Here is a 17,989-nt window from a genome sequence, read left to right as displayed (position 1 = left end):
CTCCTCCCCTTAAGCTAACCGCTTTTCCAAGTAGCGCATGTAGTAACTGATTGGCATCGTAATAATCAAGTAAAGGACCCCCACGGCGGAGTAAGCCGCCATGGTTTCCAGTGAACTCGAGGCGATGACGTTTCCTTGATACATCAGATCAAACCCACCGACGAAGGCTAACGTCGACGAGTTCTTGACCAGGTTCACGAATTGATTACCCAGTGGTGGAATAACGTAGCGAAAGGCCTGAGGCAACACCACATAACGCATGGCTTGCCAGTACGTAAACCCATTGGACCGTGAGCCTTCCATTTGACCGGAGTCGACGGATTGAATCCCCGCCCGCACCGTTTCGGCGATAAAGGAAGACGTGTAGAGCGTCAACCCAATCGTACCGGCGGTAAACCCGTTCATCTTGACCACGTACAGCGGGAAGACGACGTAGAAGAACATCGTGATTACCAGCAGTGGAATGTTCCGAAAGAGCTCGATATAAGCCCGCGCAATACGCCGACCGATCTTGCTTGGTGATTCCTCCAGTAAAGCAAAGAACGTCCCGATAATCAGACTAAAAATCAATGCGATGAAGCTACACAACAGCGTTTGGCCAAGGCCATAGAGGAGTGTGCCTCCGTATGCTTGAAAGATATGAATCATTCTTTAGCCGCCTCCTTGTAGTCAAAGCCCTTCACGTTGTGGAACCATTTGTGAAGAATCTTATCGTATTCCCCATTCTCACGTAACTGCGTTAACGCCTTGTTTACGGACGTCTTAAATGGTTCCTGGTTCTTGTCGATGGCGATCCCATAAGGTTCAGAGACGAACGTGCCCCCGGTAACCTTGTAGCCAGGGTTCTGAACGGACATCCCGTAAAGAATCCCGTTATCGGTCGTCAACGCCTGGCCTTGACCGGACTTTAAAGCGGTCATGGCCTGGGCATAGTCGGTCAGTTGGAGCACCTTGGCATCGGGTGCGACCTTCGCCACATTTTGCACGGAGTCCGATCCAACAACGCCTAGGACGGTGCCCTTCTGCTTATTTAAGTCCTTCACGTTCTTGATGCTACTGCCTCGTTTGACCAGCAGTGATTGCCCGGCAAAAAAGTACGTCTTGGAGAAATCAACTTGCTTCCGCCGTTCTGGCGTGTTGGTCATCGTGGCAATGATGGCATCGATATTCCCGTTCTTCAGCATTGGCATCCGCGTCGAACTCGTCACCTGAATGAACTTGGCCTTGGCGTCCTTGCCAAGCATCTGCTTGGTCAATGCCGTCGCGAGGTCCACTTCAAAACCTTTGATCTTATTGTCCTTGGTATCAAGTAACCCAAAGAGCCGGGTGTCGGCTTTGACACCCCACGTAATCGTCTTGTTCTGGCGGTCCGTCTGCAACACATTCCGTTGCGACAGTGGCTTATGACCACAGGCACTGACGACGACCGTCAGCGTCACCAGGGTCAGAACTAAGCCGAGGATTCGAATAAACTTTTTCATATCTCGCGTTCCTCCCCCGTTTTAGTGTGTAATAATCTTGCTTAAGAATTGACGAGCCCGTTCATTCGTTGGTTGTCCATCAAAGAAGGTTTCCTTGGAGTCATCTTCCAGAATCCGGCCATCAGCCATGAAGATAACCCGGTTAGCCACTTCACGCGCAAAGCCCATTTCGTGGGTCACAACTAGGGTGGTCATACTGGAGTCCCGGGCAATGGTCTTCATGACGTTCAATACATCATCGATCATTTCGGGGTCCAAGGCACTGGTTGGTTCGTCAAATAACAGACACTTGGGCTTCATTGCCAGCGAGCGGGCAATCGCGATTCGTTGCTGTTGCCCCCCGGATAATTGCGAAGGCATCTTGGGTGCTTGGTCGGCTAAGCCCACTCGGTCGAGCATTTCCATGGCAACCTTTTTGTTTTCATTCTCGTCACGATGCAACACGATCCGTGGCGCTAACATGATATTTTCAAGAATTGTTTTGTTGGCATACAAATTAAAATGTTGGAACACCATCCCCACGTTCTTGCGGATCCGATTCATATCGGTCTTGGGGTTGGCGAGGTCCTGACCGTTCACTATCAGTTGCCCATGGCGAATTGATTCCAGACCATTGATGGTCCGAATCAACGTCGACTTTCCAGACCCGGATGGTCCAATCAGCACGACCGTTTCACCGTCCTCAATCGTCAGATTAATGTTATGCAGTGCGTGAAAGCTACCGTAGTATTTTTCAACGTTGTGAAATTCAATCATTGACATAAGTCTTTCCCTCCACTAACTAAAGTATTTGCCCGAAGGCGACTCCCACTCCTGAATTTTTTATTCCGTGTTTTTTGAGTCTAAGCTAAAGTTTAAACCAAAAAAATAACCCGGTCAAAATAAACACATCATATGTAACCACCCCCAGTGATGGTTCAAGTACAAAAATGTTAGGCACACCACGGGTTAAGACTCTATGATGTTTGGGTGAAAATATTTCTGTGAGTTAGCACAGTAGTGTTAGAAAAAGTGACATGTGATGGGGTAAAAACCGAACTATTTTTAAAATTCAAGTGAACTTTTCCTTCAATCTTTGCGTGTTATGTTAGTTGCGTCGCTATATACGATGGTTGGCCACGGTGCCCATCACACTGACTTCTGAAGAGCTCAACTGTCCACTTCACTCGATTTGTGGCGGATTGACGTCACAATGTCACGCCCCACGTTGCGTACATAGCGTGTTCCTAGCTTCAAAGTTCAACCGCATCCGTTTCTGGAGCACAAAAAAACACGCCCAGAGAGGTTATCTCTAAGCGTGCAAATTGTTATTGTGGCTTATTAATGATGGTAACGGGAGGTCCGAGTCATCGGTTCAGACTCGCTCTCCGTTTGTGGCGCTTCATCGTAACGTGCCCGCCGTGACGTTGCCGTGGATTCGCGGGTCATCCGGTCAGCGCTTGTTGGCGTTGCCTTGGTGTCGCCCTGATGCTTGTATGCCAATTGAACAGCCACTTGAAAGTCATTAGCTTGTTCAATCACCGACGTCCGGCCGAGAACCTTGAAAGGTCCCCCGACCAACGTGGCGTTGGCTAAATACAGTTCGATTTGGTCACGAACGTCCGCAACATTTTGCAGACCAACCGTACTGACCACACCGACCCGTTGCTTTTCAGCTTGGTTAATGCCGGCGTAAACGACCAACTGATTGTTTTCCGTTTGCATCTCGAAGTAAGGAATTAAGGCACCGGGACCAGAAGCGTAAACGGGCTTTCCCGTCTGCCGAGTCTGTTCCGTAATTTCACGGTCACCCAATCCCGAATAGTCCATCTGCAACAATTGGTTCTGTTGCAGGCGCCCCGCCAAGTTTTGAATATTGGCTTGTTCGATCGGCGTCGACGTTAATTTCCCAGGTAATATTTTCTTCTCATCGAAGTAACCGTTAGCCGGAATATTTCTTCCGCCCATCGTCCGTCGTGGCTTGTCTTCCTCGACTTCCTTGGGCTTCATGTGTAGCATCTTCTCAATCTTAGGCGAGATATCGAATGGTGCTTTCTTCTGGGTGAAGAAGTACACCGTGTTGAGATAGACAAAGTACAAGAGTACCAAGGCAATCAACAGAATCAATAAGCCCCAGAATGGGTGACCATTTTGGAGATAGCGTACGGCGATGTAAAACAAGTAGAGATCCCCTAGTGCGCCCAAAATGACGTAGATGCGATTCTTAATCTTAACACTCACATTGATGTAGCCCAGATAATGGTTGACCATATCAAGAAAACTAAGCATTGTCGGTCCCCCTCTCTTTGTTATTGACCCGTATCGTTGGTGTCATTCGTATTGTTATAGGTCGTGGCGTGACTATACGTGCTTGACCCGGTATCGTCCGTGGTGTCATCACTGTTTGTCGTATCATCACTCGCAGTATTGTTATTATCAGTCGTCGCTGAACTCGTCGTGCTGGATGACGTCTTCTTCTTAGAAGTCGTCCCCGTGCTACCAGTCGTGCCAGTAGTTGTGCCGTTGTTCGTGTTATCTTCGGATGTAGAATTTGCTGAAGAACTTTCCGTATCCGTCGAGGAACTACTACTACTGCTACTTTCCTTGCTGGACGAGTCACTGCTATCCTTCTTGGAAGAATCAGAGTCCTTCTTCTTACTGTCGTCACTAGCCTTCTTCTTAGAATCGTTCGACTGGTTAACGACTAGCGATGAACTCGTCGACGTCCGTGAAGCCCCTTCATTGGTCTTCGTCACGGAATTAGTGACCACGTTGGTAGCGCCGAGTGCGAGTGCCATTGAAACGATGGCAAACGGCGTAATAAAGGGTGGTGTCCGGTACGCCATGCTACATTCCTCCTTCTGAATTAACTCAATGGTTCTTATTATCCCACGTTAAGTTCAAAAATTTCTCAAATTTATTTTAATTTTTCCTATGGTTTTAAAACTGTTCGTTGTCGCCTGCGGCTGCCAGGGATTCCGCCTGCTGTGGGGACCGGTCCAGGCCTGAGAATCGGTCTTGGACCTCGACTTGAAACCTCACTAAAACCGCGAGTTTCCAAGCTCGTCCCATGGTGTAAGAACGGGAAGGATCGAACGCCCGTCCTAACACCCTCGTCACGGCTGGCACCATCCCTGGCCTCCTCCGGCTTAAACGGATTTTAAAACCGGCTATCCGGTCTTTTCTGTGTTCCTTACGACTGACACAAGACAACCTTCACTGATTAAATGACCACTTATGAATCATCTAACTCGTCATAGTCCATAGTTTGCGAGAACCAGACCGTTAATCATTCAACTAACGGTTAACAAGTTCTCCCAGCTGGAGGCAGCCAGAGGTGTAGCCAGCCGTGACGGCTGCGTTAGTCCGGGTGTTTGATTCTCCCCGGCCTTACACAGCGGGACGCGTTTGAAGACTCACGAGAATTTTGTGAGGCTTCAAACCGAGCCGGAAGCCCGTCTTTCGGCTGCAGGCGGTCCCCACAGCAGGCGAAACCTCTGGCAGCCGCAAGCGCCAGCTTTTAACCTTAGTTATTGACCAACGTCTTCTTGGGTGCCGCAACCACGCCGGCCGCCTTGCACTCCGCACAGATACCGTAGAGTTCAAAGCTGTGGCCCGTGATGTCGTAGCCCGGTAGTTGGTCCGTGAAGAAGTCCATCGGGCACATTTGCAGCTCGGTGACCTTGCCACAGTTCTGACAAATGAAGTGGTGATGGTGTTGATGATGGAAGTCACACTGGTATTTCACCCGCGTGCGTTCCTGTTCCGTGTTCTGTTCAACGATCCCAACCTCTTCGAATTCCTTCAGGTTCCGGTAGACGGTGTTGTGACTCATCCCCGGAAATTCGGTCCGCATGTAAGCGTCAACGGTCACCACATCCGTATAATGACCCTGATTGGTCAATAAAAACTCCAACAACGCGTGACGCTGCTTGGTTAACTTGAATTTATTCTTTCTTAAAATCGCCACAGCGGCGTTCAACGTATCTGCCATGATGGGCGGCCTCCTCTTAAAAATTTAGTCCGAATTCCTAGTAAGTTTCGCACATTTTCAAACGAAACTCAACCAAGACGACGCTTATTCTGCCTGTAAGCGTTTCATCAGGTGATCTAGCTTAATCTGGGTCTGTTGCCAGTTATCATTATTCAGCTGAATCGCCTTCCCCCGCAATGCTAGTGGCATGGTCAGGTCACGGCGATACTCGGGACTCGCGAACCGCTGCTTGAGCATGGTCCGGTCGTCCCCGCGCTGTGTCACCCGCGTGAGCAACTCGTCCGGTTGACTGACCGTCAGAAAGATCACAACGGCCTCGTCTCCCAGCTCCTGCGCATAAGTAATAGCGCCCTTACTGTCCAAAACGATGGCCACAAAAGGTGCCCGCTCGAAGCCCGCCTTTAAGCCTTCACGAGAAGACCCATAGTGGTAGCCCGAATAAAAGACGGACTCCAGGTAATGATTCTTGGGAAAGCTCTCGTCGGTCTCGAAATAGTAATCGCGACCATTGACTTCACCCTGACGTGGCGGCCGGGTCGTGTGCGTAATCACCTTAGTCACGGGATACTCATCGACCAGGTAATCCTGAACGGTGGTCTTGCCAGTTCCAGTCGCCCCGGTGATGACCAATACTTTATTTGACATGCCGATCCCCCGTTAAGAAGGCGTTGGCCTGCGTCATTAAGTCCTGCAGGTTCGGGTAACTCAGGCGTTCATGAGCTGTCGCAAAGTCAAACCAGCCGAATTCACTGATCTCTTCAACTTGCCGATGAATCGTGACGTCAGCTGGCACTTGTGACGTGTAAAGTACCACATGCTTGTGGTGCCCGTTCTTCATGTCGTAATCCAAGTCGGCGTGGAACGTAGGGTCGACCGTCACATTCAAGCTAGTTTCCTCGCGAATCTCACGAACGGCCGTTTCAATGTCGGTCTCGTTGCCTTCCACGTGACCCTTGGGGAATCCCCAGAAGTTGCTGGTGGCACTCTTTAACAATAAGTATTGTGGTTGGTCGTCGACGAGACGATATACGACGGCGCCACTTGCATTTTCGGTAATCATGATGAAATTGCCTCCTCTTTCACTTCTTCACAACCATTTGGTGGCTGGTTAGGCCCTTTGCATCGCCTTGCCGGGTGAGCAAAATGGACCGGGACGCGGTGGGCGGACGTCTGGAGCCAAAGAACGGTCTCCAGACTTGCCCTTGAACCTCTATGGATCGAGTTTCAAGGGCACCAATTCTCTAAGCGGCAAGCCGCCAAGAGAATTCCCACGGCTGAGTCCATTTTGCCCACCCTTACGGCTAACACGGTGCTAACCAGCCACAGGTGTGCTTTACATTTCTGATTAGAGTGGCCTCAGATTCGCTGTATCTTGGTTTCGCTATACCAGCTTTAGCTGAGAGCTAGCTTTATTCGTATGTAAATGAAAGTTAACCATACCACGAACTGGCTTTGATTTGGGAATTTTGTCAGAAAAAAAGATGATTACTATTTTACCTGACTCATTGCGCGTGATTCACGACTGCTTCTGCCGCTGGATTCCAATGAATTCATGTGGATCTATCCACTCAAAACGGCGCAGCTCCGGCCTTTCAACCGTTCATTTTGTTTCCAACTCGTTTCCCTAATCGCTAGCCCTTACCAAATCTGTTGTGACCATATCTGTTCTATTTTATATCGAAAACCGAAGTTGTGGGGATTTTTTAATCGAGTTTTGGGAAAACTCTTGCCAACTCTCATTGACTTTTAATTTAAGTCTAGGGTACACTATCCGAGATATCATCATTATTAAGGAGGCTTTTTATGGGTATTTCGCGAATATTCCGCCGCGAACGCTTAGATAATTATTTAAAAAGTGACCAGCACTTTGCCAAGACCATGTCGGCAAAAGATCTGATGTCACTGGGCATCGGTGCCGTTATTGGAACTGGGATCTTTATCCTCCCCGGAACCATCGCCGCGCAGTATAGCGGGCCCGGCATCGTTTTATCCTTCCTGTTAGCGGCCATTGTCTGTTCGACAGCGGCCATGTGCTACGCCGAATTCGCCTCCGTTTTGCCAGTTGCTGGGTCCGCCTACTCTTACGGTAACCTGGTGTTTGGCGAAATCATCGGCTGGGTCCTCGGGTGGGCCTTGATCTTGGAATACGTCTTGGCGGTCGCCGCCGTGGCCAATTCCTTTGGGGCCTATTTTAACTCGTTCCTAGCCGGTTTCCACCTGTCCCTCCCCACAGCCGTCACAGGGCCTTACGATCCCGCACACGGCACGTACGGGAACATTGTGGCTATCCTCGTCGTCCTGCTGATCAGTTGGCTACTCAACCGGGGCATGCGCGAGTCGATGCGGATCAACAACGCCATCGTCATCGTCAAAATTGCCATCATTATTTTATTCGTCCTAGTTGGGATGTTTTACGTAAAGCCAAGCAACTGGCAACCCTTCGCGCCATTTGGGAGTAAAGGGATTCTACGAGGCGCCTCGACCGTTTTCTTCGCCTACCTAGGCTTTGACGTGGTCTCCGCCTCGGCTGCCGAAGTGAAGAATCCCAAGAAGAATATGCCGATTGGGATCATTGGGACATTGATCGTGGCTTCAGTTCTTTACATGTTGGTCGCAGTCGTCCTCACGGGGATGGTTCACTACACCAAGCTGAACGTGGCCGATCCCGTTGCCTTTGCGCTCACGCTGGTTCACCAAAACTGGACGTCCGGGATCATCTCGCTGGGAGCTCTGGCGGGAATGTTTACCATGATGGTCACCATGATCTACAGTTCTTCTCGGCTGATCTACTCGATTGGTCGCGATGGCCTGTTGCCTAAATTCTTGGGCAAGATCGACGAATCCAACGGGACACCTAAGAATAGTCTGGCCGTTATCACCGTAGTCATCGCCTTGCTGGGAGGCTTCGTTCCCCTGGCCCAGCTGACCAACCTGGTTAACATCGGGACGTTGGTGGCCTTTCTCTTCGTTTCCTTTGGGATTATCCGTCTGCGCCACATCAAGGAGCTCCCAGAAAATTCTGGCTTCAAGGTGCCTTGGTACCCAGTATTGCCGATTGTCTCTGGTCTGTTGTGCTTTGGCATGATGCTTCAACTGCCGGCTGAGACTTGGATTGCTTCGTCGATCTGGTTTGCGCTGGGACTGGTGATCTACTTCACCTACGGCCTCCGGCACAGCCGCCTCAACGACGAAATGCCAAAATAACTTGTGTTGTCGGCCGCCTTACCGGACGGTGTAAATCGGCCGGGACCGCGGTGGGCGGACGTCCGGAGCCATAGAGCGGTCTCCGAACTTGCTGGTGAACCTCTAAGAACCGAGTTTCACCAGCACCAATTCTCTAAGCGGTAAACCGCTAAGTGAATTCCCACGGCTGAGCCGATTTACACCGTCCTCACGGCTTACACTGGTTCTTTTAGGAATTTCGCCGAGTGACAGCTGTTTGAGTATTTCATTCTCTATTTTTTACTTCTACATTTTTCAAAACCCTACTTAGCTGACTGTGATTATCTAGTGAACAAAGTTATCGCGTATCGCTTTATAATCAGATTGTCTTGATCTTAAAGTTAACGTTTACGGATAAAAACCAGCTTAGCCACAGGCGGCCAGGGATGTAGCCAGCCGTGACGGCAGTGTTAGGACGGGCGTTTGATTCTTCCCGACCTTACAGTGCGGGACGTGTTTGAAACTTCGCATGTACTTCGCGAAGTTTCAAGCCGAGCCTGCAGCCCGCTTCTCAGGCTGCAGGCGGTCCCCATGGCAGGCGGAATTTCTGGCAGGCGAAGGCGGCAAATTTTAACCCGTCACGTCAGCTAAGTAAGCTTAAACCATGACCCTTTAATTTATTCAGGAAGGTGATCAATTTGCGTAATCAACAATTTGCTATTCGTCCCACGCAGCCGGCCGATACCCTGCGCGAGCTGGAAAAGATTCACTTCTTAACCGCTGCTAATCAACAGATGACCAGTCCTAGTGCCTTACTACGGGATTTCTACGATAAGAGTTGGCCAGAATATACCACGGCTAGCGTGGTCGACCAGCAGCTCAGTAACTTAATGGCAACACCAGATCTCGATGGGCTGGCCTTCTTGACCCAGCACGAGACGGTCTCGGTTACTGGCTTCTACAACCTAGCCCTGCAACGCCTCGGCTTCACGCCCGACTTGGACTTTAAACTGGCCGATCCATTGGCCGCAATGGCTAAGATTCAACTGCCCGTTGCCGACCATGCCGGCGATGACTTTACCCTCGCCGAACTGAAGCAAGCCTGGTACATACTGCTTACGACACACACCAAGACGGGGCAGACCTTCCTCGACCATTTGACGACGCATGGTTACTTTGCCCCACTGGTACACGATGCCAGCGTGGAAAAGCCGCTGATCTTCAACGGAAAGTCCCAAGCCGTTTTCGATACGACTCGCTTGATTCGTGAGGTGGTTTACGTCGAAAGTCCTCAAGATACCGATCACGACGGTCACCGCGACCTGCTGAAGGCCGAGGTCATTCGACCAGCCGAAACGGAAACTGGCCTCAAGGTTCCCGTCCTCTACACCGCAAGTCCCTACAACCAAGGGACTAACGACGAGGCTGGCGACCAGATGATGCATAACGTCAACGTCCCCCTAGAACCTAAGCAACCCAACGACCTGACGTTAGCCGATGTCACTGCCCAACCCGACACCACGCCGATTCCCGACCCCCGGCCCGTGACGACGACTACCAAGACCGCCGAGGAAACCTTTGCGCGCGAACAATCCTACACGCTAAACGATTACTTCCTAGCACGGGGCTTCGCGGTCGTTTACGCCGCCGGTATCGGGACGTTGGATTCTGATGGTGTCCGTACCACCGGGGACCCCGAGGAAACGACCTCGACCATCGCCATCATCGAATGGCTGGCTGGGAATCGCACCGCCTTCACCAGCCGTGCCGCTACCCAAGCCATCCCCGCTTGGTGGAGCAATCACGCCGTTGCCATGACCGGCCGTTCCTACCTGGGTACGTTGGCCACGGCCGCCGCAACCACCGGTGTCGAAGGCCTCAAAACAGTTATTTCCGAAGCGGCTATTTCCAACTGGTACGACTACTACCGTGACGGCGGTCTGGTCATCGCGCCCGGCGGCTTCCCTGGTGAGGACACCGACGTTCTGGCCGAAGAAACCTTTAGCCGGCAGCTCAAGGCCGGCGACTACCACCGGATTCAAGCCAAGTGGCAAGCCGACCTTGCTGCCATTACCCACGGTCAGGATCGCAAGACCGGGAATTACAGTACTTACTGGGACGCCCGCAACTATCTGAAGAACGTCAAGAATATCAAGGCGGATCTCCTGCTCGTCCACGGGCTAAATGACTGGAACGTCAAGCCACGCAACGTCAACAATCTGTGGAATGCCGTTCGCGATTTGCCCGTCACGAAGAAGCTGATCCTTCACCAAGGCCAACACATTTACATCAATGCCTTCCGGTCCATCGACTACACGGACATCGTCAATCTCTGGTTGACCCACGAGCTCCTTGGCGTCGACAACCAGGCGGAAACACTGTTGCCAAACGTGATTATCCAAGACAACGTTACCCCAGAAACTTGGCACGCCACGGACGACTGGGATGCCCCAAGTAACCCAACTCGGGTCTTCAACCTTCAACATGACGAGCTGGTCGATGAAGCAACCCATGAACCGATGGAATTTGCCACCAGCTTCAACGATCAACTCCCTGTTGCCCAGTATCAGGGTTACACCAAGGATATCGATGCTTGGCAAAAAGACCTCCTCGGCGATAAGCACAATGACATGTTCGGTCACCGTTTGATCTTCAAGTCCGCCGTCTTAAAGGACGACCTGGTCTTGGATGGCAAGCCAACCGTGAAGCTCCAAGTCGCCGTTAACCAACCAGTCGGGATGTTAAGCTTCCAGATTGTCGATTACGGGGATGCTAAACGCCTCGGCGTGAGTCCGACACCGCTACGGGTCAGCCTCGATGAAGGCTACCGTTGGCGTGAGGATAGCCTGCGTGAATTCCAGACGACTAAATCAACGCCATGGAAGATGATCACGAAGGGCCACCGCAACCTGCAAAACCGAACGAACGCCTACCACGTGGACGAGTTGAAACCAAACCAGTTCTACGATTTATCCGTGACCTTACAGCCAACCCACTACCGGTTGTTGGCAGGACACCAACTGGGGCTGGTCATCTATGCGACCGACTTCGGCATGACCGTCCGGGGGAATCAGGACTTGCAGTACTCGATCCAATTGGGCGCTTCTTCCTTAATCGTCCCCTTCGTTGAGAAGTAACTGTTGTGTATGCATCGCCTTACCGCCTGCGATGGCCAGGAGGCTACGCTGTGGGGCAACCGTCAGAGCCAAAGTACGGTCTCTGACGGCGGTACGAAGCCTCGTCAAAACCACGAGTCTTCATACCGTCCCAGCTAGTAAGGTGAGAAAGAACCTCACCAAACTAGCTTGTCACTGCGTATTCCCCTAGCCCTCTCCGGCTCACGGCTAACCGAATATTTACTTCTGAACTGGCTGGGCCTCTATCTTGTGTACCACCAAACCAGTCAAAGTTAATCGCGAATTCACCACTTGCTCTCTGAGACAAGTCAATTATCTTTGGTTTCGAATTTACATGTACAGTGATAAACTATTAATTAACATATCTGTTCGGTGCTGGTTAAGCTATGATTAACTGACCACAGCTAGTAGTGGTCTACACGTAACTAGCCGTAGGGCCGGTGAAAATGGACTCAGCTGTGGGGATGCTCTTGCCGGCTGAATTTGCCGGTTAGAGCATCGGTGGCTTTGAGACTTGCTTCTTAGAGGCTTAAAGCCAAGCCGAAAGACCGCTCTTTGGCTTTCGGCGCCCGCCCTCAGCGACACGGTTCATTTTCACCGGTCCGAAGGCAGTTCAACACGTTGACCAGCACGACGGATAACTCATTAGAAACGGGGGAATTACTCATGAAACAAGGCACTACGATCATTACCTTAGACAACGGCTACCACCTCTGGACCAACACCCAAGGAACTGGTGACATTCACCTGCTCGCCCTTCACGGTGGCCCCGGTGGTAACCACGAATACTGGGAAGACACTGCCAAGCAACTCGCCGCACAAGGCCTGAACGTTCAGGTCCACATGTACGACCAACTTGGCTCTTGGTATTCTGATCAACCCGACTATAGCGACCCTGAGACGGCCAAGAAGTACCTGACTTACGACTACTTCCTGGATGAAGTCGAAGAAGTTCGGCAAAAATTAGGCATCGACAAATTTTATTTGATTGGCCAATCATGGGGTGGCGCATTAGTTCAAATGTACGCTGCTAAGTATGGTCAACACTTAAAGGGTGCCATCATTTCCTCCATGGTTGATAACATCGATGAATACGTTGAAAGCATTAACCATATCCGGGAAACGGTCTTATCTGCCGACCAAGTTGCTTACATGAAGCAGGTCGAAGCCGACGGTAACTACGACGATCCTAAGTACCAAAGTTACGTGGACATCTTGAATGATGGCTACGTGGACCGTAAGAAGCCCGCCGCTATCTCCCACTTGATCAGCACGATGGCAACCGACGTTTACGGTGCCTTCCAAGGTGACAACGAATTTGTCATCAAGGGCAAGCTGAAGGAATGGAACTTCCGTGACCATTTGAAGGAAATCAAGGTGCCAACCCTGTTGACTTTCGGTGAACATGAAACCATGCCAATTGCCACCGGTAAGAAGATGGCTGAACTCATCCCCCACTCTCGCTTCGTCACGACGCCTGAGGGTGGTCACCACCACATGATCGATAACGCACCGGTCTACTACGACCACTTGGCAACGTTTATCCGCGATGTGGAAAACGACAACTTTAACGCTTAATCTTTAATCTAAAACGTTCTGCAGACCTCCCTAAGAGAAATCTGCAGAACGTTTTTTAATTTGTTAGCTTTTAAGATTAAATAAAGTCGCAACAGACCAGTATGATATCAACGCCGTGCAATCAAGTCAGCCTCAAAGACAAGACTGCAAAAGCTCATGAGGTTAACATGAAGATCAAAGCAGTTAGCCTGACAGCTCACTAGGTATTGGTCATCAGGAAGCAACCCCTCTTGCAAGATTAATGTCACCTACCACTTCTATTAGTCAGAAATCTGTGACGAGTTTATTTCTCCTATACTACTCGAAATCTAACGTACCTTCATTTGGCATACCAGGTTCAAGCTTTTCTAACTCATTCCCGAGATCTGTCACTTTTTGTTCAGCTGCACTAAGCTGATTGTGTGCGCGCGCCCCTTCAATAAATTGATTAGAACATTTATCCATATAGCCATAGTAATCACTGTACGCTTTATCAAACGTAGCTTGTGCTACAGAAACTTTTTGATTCGCAGCTTGAATGTCAGTTGTACTGGATACATCTGACGTTGTGAGAGACTCTTTTGCTGAAAGTAATCGATTTCTGGCTATGGCTAAATTGTTGTTAAGCTTGCTACGTTCAGAGAAAAGTGAATTATAATTATCGATTTGCGGCTTGAGTTTCTGCTTTAAGATTATGTAATTCTGAATAGCATTTTCTATTTCAACACGTAGTTCTTTGACTTGTTTAGTTTTGTCCTGCGTACTTGTCGTAGCCGACTGTGAATTAGAACTAAGATGTGTCGCTACTGTTGAACTGTTTTGTTTTTTGGGGACAGCTACTGGGCTTTGATTACTTGATTCTGTGATACCGCCATTACCAATTGGTTGAGAGCTATGCTTGAATGGATGCGTATAGGCCCGCATTTTATATCCCTTCTTAGTTGCTTTGAGCTTAAACTTCAGCTTGGTTAAATTATTCTTTTTGACCTTCAGTACAAACTTTCCATGTTTATCAGTTTTGGTACTAGCCTTTTCACCATGCTTCAAATTAGTAAGCTTTACGCGAGCATACTTTGTTGTTTTGCCAGATACAGTGTGTTTAGAAACTTTTACATGGGAGAACTTGCTAACCGTTTTGGTAGCTGCTATTGCCGTAAGTTCCCCACCTGAAATAATTGTTAACATAATCGCTAACACAATTGTTCTTCTGATATGCATAATAGTTGTTATCCCCTTATACGCTATTTGATGCCAACGATAAACATATCATAAGTTCTTTGAGAAGAAAAGAGAGCCAAAATTTTTAACAAAGTTGGTGGATTGACAATACAATATACAAAAATGGACCAGCCGCCAAGTGGTAGCTGGTCCATTTTCAATTGCTTAACAACATGATTTTGGCATATTAGTGAATCACAACCTTCATCCCATAAGGCACTTTGTTGTAAACCCACTTGGCATCGGAGACCGACAGCCGGACACAGCCGTGTGACGCAGCCGTCTTACCCAATTCCTTGGCTTCACTTTCGATGAAGTTACCGTCCTTATCCGTTGGGACACTGTGGAAGAGATAAATCCCATGATCCTTCCAGGAGACCCAATACTTCGCCCCTTCACCAGAATTCTGGTTATAGAAGAACTTGCCACGCTCGGCCTGGATGTAATACGTTCCGTGTGGGGTACCATTTTCCTTACCCGTTCCTGTTGAACAGTACATGGTGTAGAGCACCTTATTGCCGTTTTTCACGTAGACCCGTTGCTCACTGGTATTCACGTCCAGCCAGGCATTCGGGTAAGTCTTTAAGTTTGGATAGGCTTTATCTTCGGAAGGTGCACGCCAATCAATAGTCTTGGCCTTGGCCTTTGGTTTTGCTATTGATTTGACCGTCCGTGTGGTCGCGGCTTTATCAGCCGACGTGTGTTGCATGACGCGGTTAATCCCCACCGCCGCAACAACGACCAACACGACAATAACGAGTAATTGTCTGAATCGTTTCATGCTTTTCCGTCCTTTTTTACTGAATTTCAACCCACCGTTAACTGTAACGGATTTAGCGGTAAAAGGGAACGCTTTTTACCGAAACGTAATCTTAGTTTTGAGTATTCTTCAAACTCAGTTTTTCCACGTTCAAGATCTTATCGACCAAGCCCGTGTAGAAACTTTCCTCATGGCTGACGATAATGGCATTCCCCGGGAAGGTGTTGATGGCTTCCTTCAGGGCTTGCTTGGTCTCGTCATCCAAATGGTTCGTTGGTTCGTCCATGATCAGGAAGTTAGCGGGTTCGAATTCCATCATAGCCAGCTTGACCTTGGTCTGTTCGCCCCCGGAGAGCTCACCGATCGGTTTCATGGCATTGGCGGAATCCAGCCCACACTTGGACAACTTGGTCCGAATGGCCTTTTGTGGTAACTTTTCGTACTTCGCCTGGATAATCTGCAGCGGTGTCTGCCGATTGTTATCCCAAACTAAATCCTGGCTAAAGTAGCTGATTCGTGCGGATGGCGAGAAGGACGCTTCCCCACCCTTGGCCTTGATGATGCCCAAGATGGATTTGATCAGCGTCGACTTCCCGACCCCGTTGAACCCGGTCAAGCCGACTTTTTGGTCGGTCGTCACGGAGAAGGTTACTGGCTTTAACAGTGGCCGGTCGTACCCAACGGACAGTTGGTCCACAACCAAGGCATTCTGCGACCCGGTTTCCTGATAAGGGAAATCGAAGTGGGCTTGAATGTTGGTGGAAGGTGGATCGACCCGGTCCAAACGATTCAACATCTTTTCCCGTGACTTGGCCATGGTCGACTTGGACCCAGCCTTGTTCTTACGGATAAAGCGTTCGGCCTTTTCAATCACGACCTGTTGCTTATCGAATTCACGCTGTTGGGCCTTTTCCTTTTCAGCCCGTTGCCGCATGGCCTGCTTGAAGTTCCCTCGGTACTTGGTAATCCGACCAAACGCCACGTTAATGATACAGTTCGTGACGTCTTGTAAGAAGTCGTAATCATGGGAAACAATCAGTGCGGCCCCATCGAAGCCGTTCAGGTAATCTTCCAACCAGTCGATATGCGCCGTATCCAGGTAGTTGGTCGGTTCATCCAGTAAGATAACATCTGGCGTTTCCAACAACAGCTTGGCCAAGATAATCTTCGACCGTTGGCCCCCAGACATGTTGGCAACTTCGTGGTCACGGCCCATGTCGTCCAAGCCTAACCCGGAAATCACCCGCTCAATCTCGGTCTCAACGTCGTAAAAGTTCCGCGCATCAAGTTCCTCTTGAATCCGGCCGGCACGCTCTAAGAGCTTGTCATCCATGCTCTCAGCGTATTCCGTGTACATAGCCGTCATCCGGTCGTTCATTTCATAGAGATCGGCGTAAGCAGTGTGCAGAAAGTCGATCAGCGTCATGCCTTCTGGAATATCGGCATACTGGTCCAAATAACCCACGTGGGTCTTCTTTTGCCACTTCACTTCTCCGGTCAGTGGGAGTTCTTGTCCCGTAATAATTTTGATTAAGGTTGACTTACCAACCCCGTTTTGCCCGACGACACCCATGTGTTCGCCCTTCTCTAGGGTAAAACTGGCCCCTTCGTAGAGCTTCTTATCAGCGAAACTCATGCTCAGGTCGTCAACTTGTAGTAATGGCACGTGTATCCTTCCCTTCTTCTCTCACGCAGAAAAAGCCCCGACGACGTCAAGGCTTTATCCTAAACATAATATATAAGTAGTAACTTACCACGAAACGCCCGGGTTCGTCAACTTCACCGCTTAGGGTCTTTCCTGAAAACTATGCTATAATAGTGAAAATTTACTTGCTAAGGACTGAAACTTTCATGAATATTCGTAATATTGACCATTTAACCCTAACTGTTAGTGACATCGAGCGCTCCGTCCGTTGGTACCACGAGGTTTTCGACCTACCCATCATCGAATTTGACGATGGCCGCCGCGGCGTCAAACTCGGCAAACAAAAGATTAATTTCCAACAGACTGACGTGCCCCATCTGCCGGTCGCCAAGCATCCCACGATTGGGGGCGCCGACTTCGCCATCATCGCGACCGACCCATTGGCAAACATCCTGTCCCATCTGACCAACTACGCGGTGGAAATCGTGGATGGGCCACTTCCTAAGCAGGGGGCGCTGGGCCCAATGACGTCCGTTTACGTCCGCGACCCCGACGAAAACCTCATTGAAATCGGGAAGTATGATAAATAACACTGGTTTAGTAAATGGGGAGCGGTAAAGTGCCGCCTGCGGCTGCCAGGGATTCCGCCTGCTGTGGGGACCGCCTGCAGCCTGAGAATCTGGCTTCCGGCTCGGTTTGAAACCTCGCGAGAATCATGCGAGTTTCCAAACGCGTCCCACGCTGTAAACCCGGGAAGGACCTAGCACCCGGGCTAACACCGCCGTCACAGCTGGCTGCATCCCTGGCCTCCTCCGGCTCTTGATAGTCGTTGACCACTAAGATTGTCGGTTATTTATCAGACTGCCGCGATGATGTGGTTTTCGATGGACGTCGTGCTTGTTCTCCATTTGATCAGGTCATCATTCAAAACACTCATAAACCTTAGAACATTAGCATAAGCTGTCAATCGTACGTATAAGCATAGAATCATGTTGACTGGTGCCAACCACCATGTAAGCCGTGAGGGCGGCACAAATAGCCTCAGCCGTGGGAATT

The 17,989-nt window shown here is 49.9% G+C and carries 15 protein-coding genes; 4 read left to right on the top strand and 11 right to left on the bottom strand.

The genetic code is table 11. The features are described from left to right. Positions 1-9 precede the first annotated feature (9 nt). From EKM73_RS02845 to EKM73_RS02810, 8 genes are all read right to left on the bottom strand, one after another. On the bottom strand, positions 10-648 hold the full coding sequence (locus tag EKM73_RS02845; protein WP_125700481.1) for an amino acid ABC transporter permease: 639 nt from the start codon (positions 646-648) through the stop codon (positions 10-12). Next, positions 645-1,481 (bottom strand): transporter substrate-binding domain-containing protein, encoded by an 837-nt coding sequence (locus EKM73_RS02840; RefSeq protein ID WP_125700480.1) that lies wholly within the window; start codon positions 1,479-1,481, stop codon positions 645-647. The genes EKM73_RS02845 and EKM73_RS02840 overlap by 4 nt, the downstream gene beginning before the upstream one ends. A gap of 21 nt (positions 1,482-1,502) precedes the next feature. Beyond that, positions 1,503-2,243 carry an amino acid ABC transporter ATP-binding protein gene (locus tag EKM73_RS02835; protein WP_020089047.1) on the bottom strand — a complete coding sequence of 247 codons (741 nt, stop codon included), beginning with the start codon at positions 2,241-2,243 and terminating at the stop codon, positions 1,503-1,505. A gap of 558 nt (positions 2,244-2,801) precedes the next feature. Then, the gene (locus tag EKM73_RS02830) at positions 2,802-3,749 is read right to left on the bottom strand and encodes a DUF6681 family protein (RefSeq protein ID WP_125700479.1); all 948 of its coding nucleotides are present in this window, start codon (positions 3,747-3,749) and stop codon (positions 2,802-2,804) included. A gap of 20 nt (positions 3,750-3,769) precedes the next feature. Then, entirely contained in the window at positions 3,770-4,306 is a 537-nt protein-coding gene (locus EKM73_RS02825) for a hypothetical protein (RefSeq protein WP_125700478.1), read from the bottom strand. 680 nt (positions 4,307-4,986) lie between these two features. Next, positions 4,987-5,454 (bottom strand): Fur family transcriptional regulator, encoded by a 468-nt coding sequence (locus tag EKM73_RS02820; RefSeq protein WP_020089051.1) that lies wholly within the window; start codon positions 5,452-5,454, stop codon positions 4,987-4,989. An 84-nt stretch (positions 5,455-5,538) separates the two neighbouring features. Continuing rightward, a complete protein-coding gene (locus tag EKM73_RS02815; RefSeq protein ID WP_125700477.1) occupies positions 5,539-6,099 on the bottom strand; it encodes a nucleoside/nucleotide kinase family protein in 561 nt (186 codons plus the stop codon). Then, on the bottom strand, positions 6,089-6,514 hold the full coding sequence (locus tag EKM73_RS02810) for a bis(5'-nucleosyl)-tetraphosphatase (RefSeq protein ID WP_125700476.1): 426 nt from the start codon (positions 6,512-6,514) through the stop codon (positions 6,089-6,091). The genes EKM73_RS02815 and EKM73_RS02810 overlap by 11 nt, the downstream gene beginning before the upstream one ends. Positions 6,515-7,257: 743 nt before the next feature. On the opposite strand from EKM73_RS02810, the gene EKM73_RS02805 reads away from it, so the two are divergent. The 3 genes from EKM73_RS02805 (at position 7,258) to EKM73_RS02795 (ending at position 13,331) form a co-directional block, all read left to right on the top strand. Next, the gene (locus EKM73_RS02805; protein ID WP_125700475.1) at positions 7,258-8,658 is read left to right on the top strand and encodes an APC family permease; all 1,401 of its coding nucleotides are present in this window, start codon (positions 7,258-7,260) and stop codon (positions 8,656-8,658) included. Positions 8,659-9,314: 656 nt separating this feature from the next. Further along, complete coding sequence (locus EKM73_RS02800) at positions 9,315-11,753, top strand: Xaa-Pro dipeptidyl-peptidase (protein WP_125700474.1); 2,439 nt, start codon at positions 9,315-9,317, stop codon at positions 11,751-11,753. Positions 11,754-12,419: 666 nt separating this feature from the next. Further along, complete coding sequence (locus tag EKM73_RS02795) at positions 12,420-13,331, top strand: proline-specific peptidase family protein (RefSeq protein ID WP_020089056.1); 912 nt, start codon at positions 12,420-12,422, stop codon at positions 13,329-13,331. A 297-nt stretch (positions 13,332-13,628) separates the two neighbouring features. On the opposite strand, the gene EKM73_RS02790 is transcribed toward EKM73_RS02795, so the two are convergent. The 3 genes from EKM73_RS02790 to EKM73_RS02780 form a co-directional block, all read right to left on the bottom strand. Further along, positions 13,629-14,495, bottom strand: a complete 867-nt coding sequence (locus EKM73_RS02790) for a carboxypeptidase-like regulatory domain-containing protein (protein ID WP_225421259.1) — start codon at positions 14,493-14,495, stop codon at positions 13,629-13,631. Positions 14,496-14,715: 220 nt separating this feature from the next. Beyond that, positions 14,716-15,309: a L,D-transpeptidase gene (locus tag EKM73_RS02785; RefSeq protein WP_125700472.1), complete on the bottom strand. Its 594-nt coding sequence runs from the start codon at positions 15,307-15,309 to the stop codon at positions 14,716-14,718. Between the two features lie 91 nt (positions 15,310-15,400). After that, positions 15,401-16,924 (bottom strand): ABC-F family ATP-binding cassette domain-containing protein, encoded by a 1,524-nt coding sequence (locus EKM73_RS02780; RefSeq protein WP_164508839.1) that lies wholly within the window; start codon positions 16,922-16,924, stop codon positions 15,401-15,403. Between the two features lie 215 nt (positions 16,925-17,139). Between EKM73_RS02780 and EKM73_RS02775 the strand changes: the two genes are divergently transcribed. Continuing rightward, complete coding sequence (locus EKM73_RS02775; protein WP_125700470.1) at positions 17,140-17,523, top strand: VOC family protein; 384 nt, start codon at positions 17,140-17,142, stop codon at positions 17,521-17,523. The last annotated feature ends 466 nt before the right edge of the window (positions 17,524-17,989 follow it).

The organism is Levilactobacillus fuyuanensis (assembly GCF_003946395.1).
GTDB classification, from domain to species: Bacteria; Bacillota; Bacilli; order Lactobacillales; family Lactobacillaceae; genus Levilactobacillus; species Levilactobacillus fuyuanensis.
The sequence above is the reverse complement of the archived record's forward strand: the minus strand, read 5'-3'. Positions and strand labels throughout refer to the sequence as shown.

Coding starts and splice junctions, on each gene's coding strand:
- EKM73_RS02835 (WP_020089047.1), bottom strand. CDS start 2,243: ATGTCAATGATTGAATTTCACAACGTTGAAAAATACTACGGTAGCTTT.
- EKM73_RS02805 (WP_125700475.1), top strand. CDS start 7,258: ATGGGTATTTCGCGAATATTCCGCCGCGAACGCTTAGATAATTATTTA.
- EKM73_RS02795 (WP_020089056.1), top strand. CDS start 12,420: ATGAAACAAGGCACTACGATCATTACCTTAGACAACGGCTACCACCTC.
- EKM73_RS02840 (WP_125700480.1), bottom strand. CDS start 1,481: ATGAAAAAGTTTATTCGAATCCTCGGCTTAGTTCTGACCCTGGTGACG.
- EKM73_RS02825 (WP_125700478.1), bottom strand. CDS start 4,306: ATGGCGTACCGGACACCACCCTTTATTACGCCGTTTGCCATCGTTTCA.
- EKM73_RS02790 (WP_225421259.1), bottom strand. CDS start 14,495: ATGTTAACAATTATTTCAGGTGGGGAACTTACGGCAATAGCAGCTACC.
- EKM73_RS02820 (WP_020089051.1), bottom strand. CDS start 5,454: ATGGCAGATACGTTGAACGCCGCTGTGGCGATTTTAAGAAAGAATAAA.
- EKM73_RS02830 (WP_125700479.1), bottom strand. CDS start 3,749: ATGCTTAGTTTTCTTGATATGGTCAACCATTATCTGGGCTACATCAAT.
- EKM73_RS02785 (WP_125700472.1), bottom strand. CDS start 15,309: ATGAAACGATTCAGACAATTACTCGTTATTGTCGTGTTGGTCGTTGTT.
- EKM73_RS02775 (WP_125700470.1), top strand. CDS start 17,140: ATGAATATTCGTAATATTGACCATTTAACCCTAACTGTTAGTGACATC.
- EKM73_RS02810 (WP_125700476.1), bottom strand. CDS start 6,514: ATGATTACCGAAAATGCAAGTGGCGCCGTCGTATATCGTCTCGTCGAC.
- EKM73_RS02815 (WP_125700477.1), bottom strand. CDS start 6,099: ATGTCAAATAAAGTATTGGTCATCACCGGGGCGACTGGAACTGGCAAG.
- EKM73_RS02845 (WP_125700481.1), bottom strand. CDS start 648: ATGATTCATATCTTTCAAGCATACGGAGGCACACTCCTCTATGGCCTT.
- EKM73_RS02780 (WP_164508839.1), bottom strand. CDS start 16,924: ATGAGTTTCGCTGATAAGAAGCTCTACGAAGGGGCCAGTTTTACCCTA.